10 protein-coding genes are annotated in these 15,008 nt (G+C 62.2%); 6 read left to right on the top strand and 4 right to left on the bottom strand.

Annotated elements, in window-relative coordinates; all coding sequences use genetic code 11:
• Positions 1–1,002: 1,002 nt before the first annotated feature.
• Positions 1,003–1,926: a CREC-EF hand family protein gene (locus tag VSP_RS01530; protein ID WP_009958258.1), complete on the top strand. Its 924-nt coding sequence runs from the start codon at positions 1,003–1,005 to the stop codon at positions 1,924–1,926.
• A gap of 163 nt (positions 1,927–2,089) precedes the next feature.
• On the opposite strand, the gene VSP_RS01525 is transcribed toward VSP_RS01530, so the two are convergent.
• The gene (locus VSP_RS01525; protein ID WP_009958257.1) at positions 2,090–3,094 is read right to left on the bottom strand and encodes an LLM class flavin-dependent oxidoreductase; all 1,005 of its coding nucleotides are present in this window, start codon (positions 3,092–3,094) and stop codon (positions 2,090–2,092) included.
• A 98-nt stretch (positions 3,095–3,192) separates the two neighbouring features.
• On the bottom strand, positions 3,193–4,476 hold the full coding sequence (locus tag VSP_RS01520; RefSeq protein ID WP_009958256.1) for an NAD(P)/FAD-dependent oxidoreductase: 1,284 nt from the start codon (positions 4,474–4,476) through the stop codon (positions 3,193–3,195).
• 97 nt (positions 4,477–4,573) lie between these two features.
• On the opposite strand from VSP_RS01520, the gene VSP_RS01515 reads away from it, so the two are divergent.
• On the top strand, positions 4,574–5,707 hold the full coding sequence (locus VSP_RS01515; protein ID WP_157210681.1) for a hypothetical protein: 1,134 nt from the start codon (positions 4,574–4,576) through the stop codon (positions 5,705–5,707).
• Between the two features lie 265 nt (positions 5,708–5,972).
• Here the strand turns inward: VSP_RS01515 and VSP_RS38760 are convergent, their stop codons facing one another.
• Positions 5,973–7,142 (bottom strand): dioxygenase family protein, encoded by a 1,170-nt coding sequence (locus tag VSP_RS38760; protein ID WP_009958254.1) that lies wholly within the window; start codon positions 7,140–7,142, stop codon positions 5,973–5,975.
• A gap of 248 nt (positions 7,143–7,390) precedes the next feature.
• Between VSP_RS38760 and VSP_RS01505 the strand changes: the two genes are divergently transcribed.
• From VSP_RS01505 to VSP_RS01495, 3 genes are all read left to right on the top strand, one after another.
• Positions 7,391–8,674 (top strand): Gfo/Idh/MocA family protein, encoded by a 1,284-nt coding sequence (locus VSP_RS01505; protein ID WP_157210680.1) that lies wholly within the window; start codon positions 7,391–7,393, stop codon positions 8,672–8,674.
• 595 nt (positions 8,675–9,269) lie between these two features.
• Positions 9,270–10,934 carry an FAD-dependent oxidoreductase gene (locus VSP_RS01500; protein ID WP_009958249.1) on the top strand — a complete coding sequence of 555 codons (1,665 nt, stop codon included), beginning with the start codon at positions 9,270–9,272 and terminating at the stop codon, positions 10,932–10,934.
• A 793-nt stretch (positions 10,935–11,727) separates the two neighbouring features.
• A complete protein-coding gene (locus VSP_RS01495) occupies positions 11,728–12,198 on the top strand; it encodes an OsmC family protein (protein ID WP_009958248.1) in 471 nt (156 codons plus the stop codon).
• Between the two features lie 430 nt (positions 12,199–12,628).
• Here VSP_RS01495 and VSP_RS01490 read toward each other — a convergent pair whose 3' ends face one another.
• Entirely contained in the window at positions 12,629–13,381 is a 753-nt protein-coding gene (locus VSP_RS01490; RefSeq protein WP_198141292.1) for an AraC family transcriptional regulator, read from the bottom strand.
• A gap of 212 nt (positions 13,382–13,593) precedes the next feature.
• Between VSP_RS01490 and VSP_RS01485 the strand changes: the two genes are divergently transcribed.
• Positions 13,594–15,000 (top strand): aspartate aminotransferase family protein, encoded by a 1,407-nt coding sequence (locus tag VSP_RS01485; RefSeq protein WP_009958246.1) that lies wholly within the window; start codon positions 13,594–13,596, stop codon positions 14,998–15,000.
• Positions 15,001–15,008 lie beyond the last annotated feature (8 nt).

The raw sequence follows: 15,008 nt of genomic DNA, 5'->3' as shown, positions 1-15,008 counted from the left end.
TTTGCCTCAGGATGTCCGTCGCAAACTGAAGCAAACTAAAGTTTGAACAAACAAAGGCACGTCCCTGCGCCATCAGCCTGCCCAATCTCTCATTGGCAACACCATCTCCCCTTCTGCCAATCCACCTCCAACACCGGTCGTAGTTGTCAACGTGAGGAGAACGGACCAACCGCGCGCTTTTTGGGGTGGCCGCCAAGGAATCACCTGGAAGTACCCGCCTCAGACCGAAGTTGATCCCAGTATGGGATCTTTAGCACAGCCCAAGGTTGGACGAGCCTTGAGCGAGTCAACCTTGGGTAACGTCGCAGGAGATGATCAGGTGGGAAGGCGGACGGCATTCCCTTTCTCCGCACCTCCATCAACACCCCCACGTCAGCCCCCAGGTTCCTTGGCAGGCACAAACTGAAGCGTCTGCGGCGTGAATCCCGTGACGAACCTCCGCACGCCCACCTTGGCTCCTTGATCCTCTTCCCGGCCACATCGCCACATGCCGGGAAATTTGTGCCTCCTCACGTCGACAACTACGACCGGCTTTGGTTGCGCTCAGGCAGAAGGAATAACGCTGAACCTTTCTCCGCTGAGGCAGGCTGAAAGCCAGAAGAGCCCCACCCGCGCTGCTACCGTCCTCCGGTTCTAGGTCATCACCAGGGGTGCAAAAACGGTGTCAAACCACCGGCACCAAGACACTGTCGTGCAGATCGAAGGTGCCAGGCGGCTCGACGCGGCTTTCGCCTGCCGGATAATCGTCCTGCCCCCCTAAACCTTCTCGCCAGCCTGCTGAGCCCCCCAAGAGCCGGGACGGCTCTTCTACCATCTCCCCCGACACCCGTCTCATCCAAATCAAGCTCCTCTCCCCTCAAGTCTTGGGTCTTCTGTCTTAAAATCTTGTGTCTGCCCGCAACACGGGCTGCGATTCCCAAAAAACCTCACGCAACCCGGTGCAACTTTTTATGCGGGGATCTGTTTCACCCCCTGTACACCGAAATCAAACCAACGAAGACGATGACCCTGACAAAACAGATTCTTCTCAGTGCGATCGCAGCCGTGGGCTGCACGTTCAGCTTCAGCCTCACGATGGCCCATGCACAGGATGCACCCCCGCCGCCCGCAGGTGAAGGCCAAGGCCGCCCCCCTGGTGGACCCGGCGGCCCAGGAGGTCCTGGTGGTCCCGGAGGCCCTGGTGGAGATTCTCGCGCCCGCTTGGAAGAGGCCTGGAAGAAGATGGACCTCAACGGCGACGGCAAGATTTCCAAGGAAGAGTTCACCACCAACGCCGTGAAGGAAGCGGAAGACCGCTTCGGCAAGATGGACGCCAACAGCGACGGCTCCGTGGAGAAAGAAGAGGCCGAACAGGCCGGGCGTCGTCTGCGTGAGGAACGCGAGCGCATGGCTGGCCGCACCGGCGGTCCCGGAGCAGGCCCGGAAGGCAACCGCCCCCGCCCTGAAGGAGGCCGCCCGCCGGAAGGCACACCTCCCGGCCCCGGCGACCGCCCCGAAGGTTTCCGCCGCCCGCAGCAGGGTGGCCCTGAAGGCGGCCCCCAAGGTGGTCCTGGCCTGGGTCAGCGCTCCCCCGGTGAATCCGGTGGGGGTCGTGGCGGCCGCGGCGGCATGGGCATGGGTGACTTCCTCCTGCGCATGGACACCAACAAGGACGGCATCGTCTCCAAGGACGAGTATGTGGCCGGCAACATGGAGCGCTTTGAGCAACTGGATGCCGACAAGGACGGCAAGGTGACCAAGGAAGAAGCCGATGCCGCAGCCCAGCGTCTGCGCGAGCAGTTCGGCGGTGGTCGTGGTGAAGGCGGCCAGCGCGGCGAAGGTTTCCGTCGCCCCGAAGGTGGAGCTGGTGGCCCTGGCGGGGCCGGTGCTGGTGCCGAAGGCGGGGCCCGCCCCCGTCCGCAGCGCCCAGAAGGCGAGGCCAACTGATTCCGTCAGTCGGGTCGGCGTTCATCCGGCCTGGCCAAAGGAGATCACTGGCAGGTGAGCTGCCGGTTGTGTGAGAAGTGCCGCATTGGAGGGGGTCTCCAATGCGGCACTATCCTTTTCGCAAAAACTCTCCTGTGCGAGAGACCGCCCCATCTCTGAGCCATCACAGAGACTGGCGGACCCTGTGCACGATCTCGTAGGACCGCAGACGTGCCTCATGGCTGAAGATCATAGAGTGCACCATGATCTCGTCCGCCTGAGTGACCTCCGCATACTCGATGAGCTTTTCCTTCACCGTGGTCGCATCGCCGATGATGGAGCCGCGCAGGAAGGGATTGCTGTCCAGCGTACCCATCACGAGATCCACCTCCTCACGATTCTCCAGCGGGGGCGGCAGTGGCATGGGCATGCCGCGGGCCAGATGCAAGTGCGCCTGGTACTGGGAAGTGGCCAGTCGCTCGGCCTCCGCCACCGTCTCGGCGGCAAAGACGTTCACACACACCAGGGCGTAGGGCTTTTCGAGCGTGCCCGAAGGTCGGAAGTGGCTCCGGTAGATCTCCAGCCCCGGCAGGACGTTGTCCGGGGAGAAATGGCCGGCGGATCCAAAGGGCAACCCCTGCTGCCCGGCGAGCTGGGCACTGAAGCCGCCTGAGCCTAGCAGCCACAGGGGTATGTGCGAGCCCGCTCCCGGTACAGCCCGCACCTTCTGTCCCGGCAGCACCGGGCGCAGGAAGCTGCGCAGCACCTCCAACTCCTGCGGGAAGTCCTCGCCATGGCTGCCGTGGTTCTGCCGCAGAGCCCGCATCGTCACCTGATCCGTGCCCGGCGCACGGCCCAGCCCCAAGTCGATCCGGCCCGGAAAAAGCGCGTCCAAAGTGCCAAACTGCTCGGCAATCACCAGCGGGGCATGATTGGCCAGCATGATGCCACCGGCACCCACGCGGATGGTCTTGGTGGCAGCCGCCACATGGCCGATCACGACTGCCGTGGCTGCGGACGCGATGCCAGGCATGTTGTGGTGTTCTGCCAGCCAGTAGCGCTGGAAGCCCCAGCCCTCCACATGGCGGGCCAGGTCCGCACTGCGGCCCAGAGCTTCCGCCACCGTGCCTCCCTGGAGGACTGGTGAGAGATCGAGAACAGAAAACGGCAGGTCAGAAAGGGAAGGCATGCAGGAGGCAGGAGTTCTTTTACTATAAAGAACTACGCCTGCCGCTCCAGGAACGAGTGCAGAGGTGTGGGCTCCTCCGCTCCAGCTGCCCCATCACCTCAGGAATTGGCGTCGCCTCCCTTTTGCCCCGTGATAAGCCGCGCCCCCTGGTAGCGGGTGAAGTAGGACCACACCCAAATCAGGAAGACCGAGACGCGACTCCGCAGCCCGATGAGGAAGATCAGGTGAACAAAGACCCAAGCCATCCACGCCACCCAGCCGCTGAACTTCACAAAATGCAGATCTGCCACCGCACGATGCCGACCGATGGTCGCCATGCTGCCCCGGTCCCAATACTTGAAGGGCTTGAGCGGTTGTCCGGCGATTTGGGCCAGGATGTTGGCCGCCGCCAGCTTCCCCTGCTGCATGGCTACGGGGGACACCCCGGGCAGGGGCTTGCCGTCCTTGCCCAAGCAGTGGGCGGTATCGCCGATGACATATATGTTTGCTTGTTCCTTCAGGTTCAACTCCGGTTGTACGATGACGCGACCACTACGGTCGAATTCACCCGGGAGCTGCTTCACGAGCGGAGACGCCGCATTTCCCGCCGCCCAGATCACCGTGCGGGAGGGAATATAGCCTCCAGGGATGGTGACGCCGTTTTCATCCAGCCCCTGGACCGCCACGCCCAGCTTCACTTCCACACCCAGATCACGCAGTTGGGCCAGGGCCTTGCCTGAGAGCGTTGGGTCAAACACGGGCAGCACCCGGTCTGCCGCATCCAGCAGGATCACCTTGGCCTCGCGGGGATCGATGTGGCGGAAGTCACGCACCATCGTCTCACGGGCGATCTCACTGATCGCGCCCGCCATTTCCACCCCGGTGGGACCAGCGCCCACCACCACAAAGGTGAGGAGCTTTTCCCGCTCGACGGCATCCGTGGTCGCCTCAGCCAGCTCAAAGGCCAGTAGCAGACGACGGCGGATGTTCAGGGCATCGTCCAGCGTCTTCAGCCCAGGCGCGGAGGCCTCCCACTCCGGGTGGCCAAAGTAGGAGTGCCGTGCCCCGGTGGCGACGATCAGGTAGTCAAAGGGGAACTTTTGCCCACCGGCGGTGACCACCTTCTGCCTGACGTCGATGTTGGTCACATCGGCCATGATGGTCTCCGTGTTCTTGGCGTGATGCAGGATGGAGCGCACGGGCTGGGCAATGTTGGCCGGGGAGAGTGCCGCCGTGGCAACTTGATAAAGCAGTGGCTGAAAGAGGTGGTGGTTCGTCCGGTCCAGCAGCGTCACTTTCACCGGAGCCTTGTCCAGGGCCTTGGCGGCGGCAAGCCCGCCAAAACCACCCCCGATGATGACGACACGAGGCTGGGGTGGGGATGGTTCTTCCGTGAGATTCATTCAGTGGGTCTTAGCATTTCCAGGGCCGAATCGCGCCCGGCACTTGGACAAGCCTTTGTCAGTTGTCAGCAGGCCGAATTTGTGATTACAACGGATCATGAAAAATCTCCATGGCAGCTTTTTGCCCGTCCTTGCCGCAATATTGATGTGGGGAGCCGCCGGTGCTGCCTCTGGGGATGAGTCTCCATTCAAATCAGCTACGTTTTGCCATGGGCTCCTGGATTCACAAGCTCCCAAAGACAAGGCGGAAGCCTTCTACCCGGACGAGACGATCTACCTCTCTGTAGAGCTCAAGGGCCGGCCAAAGACAGGCAAGGTGGCCACACAGTTCCTCTTTCGTGACAACGTCATTGCCGAGGCCGAGGTGGATGTGGCCGCGGTGAACAAGGGCATCCTGCTCTCCGCCGGGCAGAACACATTCGCAGGCTTCAACCTCACGCACGACCAACCTCTGCCGGTGGGTGACTGCTACAGCGCCGTGGTCACCCTGGACGGCCAGCCTCTGGGCACCTTCCCCTTCCGCGTAAGCCCGCCCAAGGATGCCATCGTCAGTGAGCTGAAGTCCGTCACGCTTTCAAAAGGGCTGGATGACAAGAATCAGCCCGTGGACGTGACCCGGGAGTTCGACACGAAGGACAAGGTGGTCTTCAGCGGCATCGCCGACCTTGGCCTGGGCACCTGGATCGAAGTGGGCTGGGTGCTGGGCGGCATGACCGACTCGGAGGGAACCCGCAGCATCACGCTGAAGGAGAACAAGACCGGCTGCCCCTTCCGTTTTTCCTTTATCCCCAACGGCGGCTGGCCTGCCGGCACGCATGAAGCCGTGCTGCTCATGAACGGCCGCGAAGTGTCCCGGGAGAAGTTCACCATCAAGAACGGCCCCGCCCTCACCCAGACGGTGGAGACCACCTCCTTCAAGCTCTCCTCAGACGACGGCCGCGGGGGCCCCGGAACCACCGTGAGCGCCTTCACCCCGCAGGACAAGGTGCTGCACGCCGGCTGGGAGCTCAAACAGCCCACCATGGTGAAAGGCATCCGCTTCGTCTGGACCGCCATCGAGGCCGGCTCCGCCAAGGATCAGGTCATCGCCACCGCCACCATCCCCTCCACGATTCATCAATCCATCAGCACCACCCTCAAAGCCAAAAACGGCCTGCCCAAGGGCAAGTTCAAGGTCGAGTTGTTCCAAGACGAACGCCTCGTGGATGGCAGGACGTTCGAGGTGAAATAGGGGGGGAAGGGTTTGTTGGTTCTTAGTGCTTAGTGCTTAGTGCTTAGTGCTTGGTGCTTAGTGCTTAGTGCTTGGTGCTTGGTTAATTCGGCAGCGGGAGATTGTTCGTAGTTCAAACTTTAGTTTGCCTCAGTGCATCTGGAATAAAGCGTACTGAGGCTTCAGCCCGCTCAGTCCTCCATGGAACAACTGAGGCAAACTAAAGTTTGAACTTATAACAGCTTCCAACAGCAATCCTGCGCGTGCGCCCTTGCGTCTTGTGCCCCTAAAAAGGCCCATTCCCAAACAACAACTCCCCGACCTCTCCACCCGGACGCCCGGCGCCCTCCCCCTGCGGCCCCGGTCCTTGCCCCTGACCAGGCCGTCTGCCACCCCCGGGCCCCATGCCACGGCCGGATGGCGTGCCGAGGTTGGCTCCGGGAACTCGATACCCTACGAGATACGCCCCCTTCACCGAGGGCTTGTCCACATAGAGCGTCAGCGTCCCCTCCTTCTCCGCCACGGTGATGTTGCGGTCCACCTTGCCTTCCGCCGTGAGGGCAAAGGGCAGGGCCGCATAACCCGGCGTGCCGTGCGTGGGGTTGGCATAGACCTCATAGGCATATCCGGGATAGGCGGGCACGGCGATCTTCCAGCGTGATTTCGCCGAACCTGAATCCGAACCCACGGCTTCACCGGGAACAATGAGTTCACCACCGGGGGTGTTGGGATAGGACGGCTCCATGGCCGCACTGCCCATGACGATGTCCCATACCGTGCTTTCCTCGTCCCCCGCCGCTCCGGCCACCTTGCTGAACTTCCGGATCAGTGCCGCCCGTTGTGAGGCATCGCGCACCCCGCCCAGCACGCCGTCGTTGTCATTCTGCTGGGCCCAGAGCTTCCCATTCAGATCATAGGAAGGCTCATCCCAGAAGAGCTGCGTGCAGGTACGGATCTTCTCGCCGGGCAGCGTCACCGCCGCATGAATGTGCCGCGTGCGCCCGCGATAGAGCCCGGCCTTGATGGTGCGGAAGCGGTAGGCACCGTCCTTGCCGGTGAGGTACTGGCCAAAGCCCGCGAAATTCGGGTCGGACTTGGGATTGCGCACCGCCGTCGTGCTCTGGATGTACTCGCCATGGTGATCCGCATGCCAGATCTCCACCAGGGCCCCGCGCACCGCGTTGCCGTTGCGATCCAGCACCCGCCCTGCCACATGGGTGACCAGACCCGTCGCGGGTGTCAGACTGTCGTTGAGCAGGACGAGGTCGTTGTCCTTGTCCAGAGGGATGTTGTTGAACGGGGTGTTGGCCGGGTAGTAGGGCCCCTCCGTCAGCTTGGCGGTGACCGTCAGCGCCTCCGCGAAGAGGCCGCTCACGGTGGAGAATGCGCCCCCGGCAGCAAGCTGGGCCAGGATACGCCGACGGGTGGCAAGGGTGCGCGAGGTGACGAGGTGCATGGAGGTGGCAGGGAGGGTGAACGCGGCCCGACTGGGCCATGGCGGGTAAAACCCGGCCTAATGAAAAAAGTCGTGCAGATTTCCCCCGGAACGCGGTTTTGCCGAAGAGCCCGGATGACAACGGGCTGGTACAATTGTATCTGAAGTCGGGAGGAAACGAGGAGCAATCCGCCACAAGTTCATCGAAGATGCCGCACCGTCCCCCTCCTGGGTCGCATCCTTTCCCCATCCGCATTTCCCTCACGTTCATGGAAACTACCATCAAGATCGCCCTGGTCGGCGCCGGCATGTTCGGCGGTGACGTGCATGCCCGTGCCTATGCCGATCTCCAGCGCTTTGGCATCGCCGGCCAGCTCGCCCGCGTGGGACTGGATGCGTGGAGCCGCGACTTTGCCCTCATCCGTTTTGACCTCGTGGCCGTGGCCACCCGCTCGCCCGGCTCCGCCGCCAAGGCTGCGGCCAGTTTCAAGGAAATGACCGGACGCGAACCCAAGGCTTATCACGGTGAAGCCCCGTGGGATGACATCCTGCGCGACTTCCCGGATCTGGACGTGATGGCCGTGGCCACGCCGGACCATCTCCACACTGAGCCCATCCTCGCCGCCCTGGCCAAGGGCGTGCACGTGATGACGGAGAAGCCCATGTGCTTGAGCATTCATGAGGCGGATCAGATCATCGATCTCGCCCGGGAAAAGAACTGCGTGGTCGCGGTGGACATGCACAAGCGCTACGATCCCGACCACCTGCGCATCAAGAACGACATTCAGAATCGCATCGGCGCTCCGCTCTACGGCACCGCTTATCTGGAAGAGCCGCTGGAGGTCAGCACCAGCACCTTCAAGTGGGTGGAAAGCAGCGATCCCTTCAGCTACGTGGGCCCGCACTGGACGGACCTGATCTACAGCTACTACCGCAGCAAGCCCGTCTCCCTCTCCGCCGTCGGCCAGAAGAAGCGCCTTGTGCGCGATGGCATCAATGCCTACGACGCCGTGCAGGTGCGCGTGGAGTTCGAGAACGGCATGAGCATCAACTTCCACAACAACTGGATCACGCCCGCCGACTTCGAAGCGCCCGTGAACCAGGGCCACGAGATCGTCGGCGCCGATGGCAAGGTGGAAAGCGATCAGCAGTACCGCGGCTTCCGCTTCTGGAACGCTGGCGGCGGCTCCCGCACCAGCAACAACCACTTTACCCGCGAAGTAGCCCGCCCCGATGGCACCAGCGGCTACCTGGGCTACGGCGTGGACAGCCTCACCGTCGGCCTCGCTGCCATCTGCCGTGTGAAGTTCCACGGATCCACCCTGGATGACGTGGCCTCCATCTACCCCACCGCTGAAGACGCCCGCATCACCACCGCGATTGTGCACGCCGCCGCCGTGGTTCGCGACCTTAACTTCAAGTACCTCAACGAAGGCAACGGTGCCCCGGTGACCGCCCGCTTTGGCCCAGATGGCATCACCATCGTCGATCCCATGCGCGCCGCCGAAGGTCCGGAAAAGGTGTTCGAGAAGCTTTATGACCGGGCGGTGTAGCCCGCGTTGCGGGAGACAGAAGACTAGAAGACAGAAGACGCAAGACTTGAGCTCCCGCACGGTTTGGGGGCGCTATTGGATACTGTTTGTAGTTCAAACTTTAGTTTGCTCAGTCCTCGATTGAATAACTGAGCAAACTAAAGTTTGAACAACAAACAGAGCCTCGCCACACGCCTCAGCCTGCCCGATCTCCCATTGGCAATGGCGTCGTTCCCTCTGCCGAACCACCCCCCAACACCGGGCGTGGTTGTCGACGTGAGGAGGCACTAACTGAAGCGTCTGCAGCAGATATCCCGCGACTGACGCACCATACGATCGGCACACTCACCGCATTCCCCGCTCAACCCCTCTGCTCACCACCCGCCGGGGACCGTCGGACTACTCCCGAGGCCCCGCCACAGGCGTCGTCCGATGGTCCCCATCCGCTCAGTCGCCGCAAGGGCCAACGCCCAGACCCGGCCGCCTCAACTCCTTCGGAGTAGTTTCGTTATCCACCCCCGCCCAAAAATCCTCATGTCCAATCCTCCCTGGTCCTGACTTATTCCACTGCCGGCCCCTCGCTGGCGATCCTCACCCTCCCTCCCTTCCTCACACGATGCACCGCCGCTTCTTTGTCGCCGCACTGTTTGCCGCCACCGCCTTGCACCCAGGCCTGGCCCAGGAACCCACTGCCACCCCGCCCGCCGTCGCGGCCCTACCTGCAGATGCCCCGGCCTATGACGTCGTGGTTTACAGCGGCGTTCCCTGTGGGGTCGCGGCCTCCGTGGCGGCCGCTCGCGAAGGGGCTAAGACCCTGCTCATCGAGCCCACCAAGGAGGTGGGCGGCCTCAATACCAGCGGGCTGAACACCGCCGAAACCGAACACATGCTGAAGTGGACCTTCGGCGGCGTGGCCCAGGAGGCCTATCAGCGCATGGGCTGGGAATACGGCCGCTGGAACCCGGTGTACTACTTTGAATCCAAAGTCGCCGCCAAGGTCTTCCACGCCATGCTGGATGAGGCCAAGGTGGAGGTGAAGTACGGCGTGCGAGTGGAGAAGGTGGAGAAAGAAGGCGCCACCATCAAGAGCATCACCCTCAGCGATGGCTCCAAGATCACCGCCAAGACTTTTGTGGACGCCGGGTATGAAGGCGATCTCATGGCCCGCAGCGGCGTGAGCTACACCTGGGGCCGTGAGTCGATCGAAGAGTATGGCGAGTCCCTCGCCGGCATCCGTCTGGACAAGACACCGCGCAAGGCCGCGACGGTGGATGAGAACGGCAACCTGCTCCCCGGCATCAGCGGCTGGGCCAAGGACGTGACGGAAGGTGCCGCCGACAAAAAGGTGATGAACTACAACTGGCGCCTCTGCCTCTCCAACGCCCCGGAAAAGAGCGTGCCCTTCCCCCAGCCCAAGCGCTATGACCGCGCCCGCTACAAGGTGCTGGAAAACTGGATCAAGGAAAAGACCGCCGCCAATGAACCGGTGAAGCTCCTCGACATCATCGACCTCTACTCCCACGCCCCCGGTCGCAAGGACAAGAAGGAGGTCAACAACAAGCAGGCCGCCGTTATTTCCGTGGGCCATTTCGGCGGGCAGTTCGACTACCCGGATGGCGACTACGCCACACGGGACCGGATCATCGCCGACCACACGGACTACACCCTGGGCATGTTCCACTTCCTCGCCACCGATGAGACTGTGCCGGAATCACTGCGCACCGAGACCAAGCAGTGGGGCCTGGCCAAGGACGAGTTCACCAACAACGACAACTGGCCCTACCAGCCTTATGTCCGCGAGGCCCGCCGTATGAAAGGTCTCTATGTGGTGACGCAGAAGGACATCACCGAGGACCGCCGCAAGCCCGACAGCATCGCCATGGGCAGCCACTTCATCGACAGCCACCATGTGCAGCGCCTCGCCCTCTCCCCCACGGAGTTCGTGAACGAAGGCCGCATCTGGGAGGAGGGTCAGGTGTATCAGATTCCCTTCCGCGCCATCCAGCCCAAGGCCGAGGAATGCACCAACCTCCTCGTTCCCGGCGCCGCCAGCTTCTCCCATGTGGCCTTCTGCACTTACCGCCTGGAAAGCACCTGGATGAAGACCGGCCATGCCGCCGGAGTCGCCGCCGCCCGCGCCGCACTCTGGAACAAGACCGTGCAGGACCTCATCATCGAGAACCTCCAGGAACGCCTCCGCGACCAGGGCCAGGTCATCGACTTCATCGAAGGCCAACCCGAGAAGTTCGTGAAGGAGCAGAAGAAGGTGACGAAGAAGTAATGGGGAGGACAAGCCTCCAGCATTGGCGAGCCCTGTCCCGCATGACAGGGGCTCGCCGAAGGGGCGCGAAGTGGGCTCCTGACGCCTTTGGCGTCAACGGGCTCACTTGCGGAGTCCCGACTCAAACCAACAGACCGCTAACGAACCTCCCGCTGCGAGGTGCCCCCCCCCGCGCACTCGAACCCGGAGGGTTCACCATGAATAGCCATGCGGTGAAACGAGCGGAGCGAGTGCAACCCATGGAAAACGTTGCGCAGAAACCCTACCGCGGAGCGGTAGGCCATCACGGCGGTCATACCTCCCAAGCAGGCACCCCCGCCCAAGGCCTACCGCTCTGCGGTAGCACGGCGTTGACGCTTTCCACGGGTTTGGCTCGCTAAACTCGCCTAACCCGTGGCTACGCATGATGAACCCTTCGGGTTCGGAAACGCCCTCTAGTCAAGCGATCTACCGAGCAGGAGGTGCCCCTTAGTCGCGATCAGTCCACGAAGTCAGCCTATAGCAACCGCAGGTTTTTCCGTGCCGAGGCCAGTTCTGCCTCGAACAATTCAGCCTCAGCCGCATCAAGATGGAGCATCCGCTTCCAAGCTGCAAGGAGGTCGGCTCCAGTGCACCGACGAGGAACTGGGCGCATAATTATCGCCAAGCCTCCATCACACCCGACACGCCCCGAAATTGGCATCGCCATATCGGAGGTCGAATCCGTAACCAATGGACCAGACATATTGAGGATCAATCCTACCACACGTTCCTCCTGGCTCCAGCACAACCCTCTCCCACACGCCCTCCGCCCATGTCCGAACACAAAGCCTTCATCCTGTGGGAAAACACCAGTGCCGAGGGAGAGTTCACCAAGGGACGCTATTCGCGGGAGCACACCTGGAAATTCGACGGCGGCGTCACCGTCCCGGCCTCACCCTCGCCTTCCGTGGTGCGCCCGCCGTTCTCCAATCCCGACTGCGTGGACCCGGAGGAAGCCTTTGTCGCCGCCATCTCCAGCTGCCACATGCTGACCTATCTCTTCCTCGCGGGGCGAAAAGGCTTCCAGGTTGAGCGCTATCAAGATGAAGCCGTCGGCGTCATGACCAAGAACGACACTGGGGTCCCCTGGGTCAGCCACATCACCCTGAACGTCCGCATCCAGTACGGCCCCAACGCCCCGTCACCCGAAGAGGAAGACCACCTCCATCACGAGGCTCACGAGCAGTGCTACATCGCCAACTCCGTGAAGACGGAGATTTTGGTGAAGCCGGTGACTCCGTAAACCAGTGCGTCAGTGGGCGGTACGTCAGTGCGTCAGTAATTCTCTCCCGCGCAGGACGCCCAACCCCACCCAGCACATCCGTTGTCGCGAAGCGTCTTGGAGTGCTGGCGGCTCGACGCCGCTTTCGCCTGCTGACAGAGGATCTCCCTCCCAGGCCTCCCATCAGCTGCCTCGCCCTCAGACACCCATTTCCCCTTCCTGCCCCAACCCCCTTGGGTTGTAGGGCGACCGCTTCGGTTGCCTCATCAGGAGACATTTGTGGCAGGCGGAGCGCCCGCCCTACAGCAATCCCATGTGCAGCCAATAGCAAGCGCTCCGCATGGGACATCTGGCAGGGACCGGGACAAGAATGTCCCTCACTCCCTTTACTGACCGCCCGTACCCCGAAGCGCCCCCCACTTTTCACTTTTTACTCTCAACTTTTTACTTCCTACAAAACAGCATTCCTCTGGAACTCCCGCCGGTACGCCTTCGGCGTCATCCCCATCACGCGCTGGAATTGGCGGTTGAAATTCGCCAGATTCCCAAACCCGCAATCCAGGGCGAGATCTGCAATCTTGATATCCTCCTCCACCAGGCGGGAGCAGGCGCGTCCAATGCGCAACTCATTCACATACTGCGGCAGGGTCTTGCCAGTGCGGGTGCGGAAGAACCGGCTGAAGGCCCCGGGGCTGAGGCTGGCGTGAGCGGCGGCTTCGTCGCGGTCCACCGTCTCCAGGAGATTCCCATGAATGTAGCGGATCGCCCGCTCCATCCTCCCCTGGTCAGATCCCTTGAGTTCTGGCGCATACTGCGGGCTGGCCAGGGACTTCACGTCCTTCGAGTGGGACAGCAGGTCCAGAATGCTCAACAGCTCAATCACACGGGGCAGGCCCTGATTGTCCGCCAGACGGCGCAAACGCTCCGCCACCTCGTTCCGGGTTTTTCCGGTGAAATGCAGTCCGCGACTCGCCCGTTTGAGCAGCTGACGGACGTTTTCGAGCTCCGGTCTTTGCAAAAAGTCATCGCCCATGAAGTTGTCCAGAAAGCGGATGATGATGGCATGAACCGCTTTTCGGGAACGGCCAGCACTCTCATCTTGATGCCAGACGTGGGGCAAATTTGACCCGACCAGGACGAGATCACCGGCGGTCAAGGGAGCCAGGCTGTCGCCTACAACCCTGTAACCACGGCTCTTCAGCACGAGCGTCAGTTGATGTTCCGGATGAAAATGCCATTGGGCGCCGTAATTTGGCCCCTGCACTTCTTCGCAGTGAAATGACTCATGTTCAGACAACGGGACGGTTTCCCGGATCGGTTTTCTGACTTGGTTGGCAGGCTTCATCTGTGACAAAAGTACCGGAAATCATGACACACGGCGTGGAGGGTGCAATGCCGAGGTGATAGCTTCTTTACATGGGCAAAGAGTTCAATATTTCACCAGTCAACGTCCCGCCAGTCGCGACCAAGTACCGTCACATCGCCACCGCTTTGCCCCATCCGGACTCCTTGTCCACCCTGGAGCGATTGCGAACGCTGGAACCCACGTCGATGCGCGGCATGCCGCCCATCGTCTGGGAGCGGGCCGAAGACATTTTTGTCTATGATAAATACGGCAACCGCTGGCTCGACTGGAGCAGCGGCGTGCTCGTGACGAATGCCGGCCACGGCGTGGCAGAGGTGCGGCAGGCCATCATTGACCAGGTGAACAGCGGGCTGCTTCATAACTACGTTTTCCCTAGCGAAGAACGTGCCGAACTGGTGGGCCTCCTTGCCTCACTTGCCCCGGCGGAGCTCAACAAGGTTTTCCTTCTCACCACCGGCTCAGAAGCCACCGAGTGCGCCATCAAACTCTCGCGCGCTCACGGCATCAAGGTCGGCGGTCGCGGCAAGATCGGCATCGTCGGCTTTGAACGCGGCTTCCACGGTCGCACCATGGGCTCCCAGCAGGCAGGCGGCATGGCCGGGCAGAAGAACTGGATCGTCAATGAAGATCCCGCCATCATCAATGTCCCCTTCCCCGATGGCTACTGGCAGCAGGATGTGTCATTTGACTGCTTCCTCGACTCGCTCGCCAAGCAGGGGATGAAGCCCTCAGACATCGCCGGCGTCATTATGGAGACCTATCAGGGCGTAGGCCCTGACTTCGCCCCGGTGGAGTACGTGGCCGAGCTCGCCGCCTGGTGCCGCCAGCATCAGATCGTGCTCACCTTCGACGAAGTGCAGGCCGGATTCGGTCGCACGGGCAAATTCTGGGCGTTCGAGCACTACGGCGTCACTCCAGACATCATCTGCTGCGGCAAGGGCATCAGCAGCTCCCTCCCCCTCTCGGCCGTCCTGGGTAAGAGCGAGATCATGGACCAGTTTGGCCCTGGCTCGATGACCAGCACCCACACCGGCAACCCAGTGTGCTGCGCCGCCGCCACCGCCGCGATCAACAAGCTCCTGCGTGACCACCTCACGGAAAATGCCGCCGAACTGGAGCCCGTCCTCCTCTTTGGGCTGGAGAAGATCAAGGCCAAGCACCCGCTCGTGGTCGGTCACGTCTCGGCCAAGGGGCTGGTCGCTGGCATGCAGACTGTGAAACCTGGCACCTCGGAGCCGGATCACGATCTGGCCCACCGCATCATCGAGCTGTGCTACCAGCGCGGCCTGCTCCTCTTCGCCCCGGTGGGTGCCTGGGGGCAGACGGTCAAGATTTCCCCGCCCCTCTCCATCCCGCAGGAAGCGCTGGAGGAGGGCTTGGAAGTTCTCGCCGCCGCCACCGATCAAGCCATTGCCGAGGCCGCCGGAGTCTCCGCGACCCAGCTCTCGCTGGCCTAGTTGCCGGT

Source organism: Verrucomicrobium spinosum DSM 4136 = JCM 18804, from assembly GCF_000172155.1.
Taxonomy (GTDB): domain Bacteria; phylum Verrucomicrobiota; class Verrucomicrobiia; order Verrucomicrobiales; family Verrucomicrobiaceae; genus Verrucomicrobium; species Verrucomicrobium spinosum.
This window is presented reverse-complemented; position numbering and strand designations above follow the sequence as displayed.

What these genes read in the sequence shown, in the direction of transcription:
- VSP_RS01515 (WP_157210681.1), top strand. Translation starts at nt 4,574, where the DNA reads ATGAAAAATCTCCATGGCAGCTTTTTGCCCGTCCTTGCCGCAATATTG.
- VSP_RS01495 (WP_009958248.1), top strand. Translation starts at nt 11,728, where the DNA reads ATGTCCGAACACAAAGCCTTCATCCTGTGGGAAAACACCAGTGCCGAG.
- VSP_RS01520 (WP_009958256.1), bottom strand. Translation starts at nt 4,476, where the DNA reads ATGAATCTCACGGAAGAACCATCCCCACCCCAGCCTCGTGTCGTCATC.
- VSP_RS01530 (WP_009958258.1), top strand. Translation starts at nt 1,003, where the DNA reads ATGACCCTGACAAAACAGATTCTTCTCAGTGCGATCGCAGCCGTGGGC.
- VSP_RS01500 (WP_009958249.1), top strand. Translation starts at nt 9,270, where the DNA reads ATGCACCGCCGCTTCTTTGTCGCCGCACTGTTTGCCGCCACCGCCTTG.
- VSP_RS38760 (WP_009958254.1), bottom strand. Translation starts at nt 7,142, where the DNA reads ATGCACCTCGTCACCTCGCGCACCCTTGCCACCCGTCGGCGTATCCTG.
- VSP_RS01505 (WP_157210680.1), top strand. Translation starts at nt 7,391, where the DNA reads ATGGAAACTACCATCAAGATCGCCCTGGTCGGCGCCGGCATGTTCGGC.
- VSP_RS01485 (WP_009958246.1), top strand. Translation starts at nt 13,594, where the DNA reads ATGGGCAAAGAGTTCAATATTTCACCAGTCAACGTCCCGCCAGTCGCG.
- VSP_RS01525 (WP_009958257.1), bottom strand. Translation starts at nt 3,094, where the DNA reads ATGCCTTCCCTTTCTGACCTGCCGTTTTCTGTTCTCGATCTCTCACCA.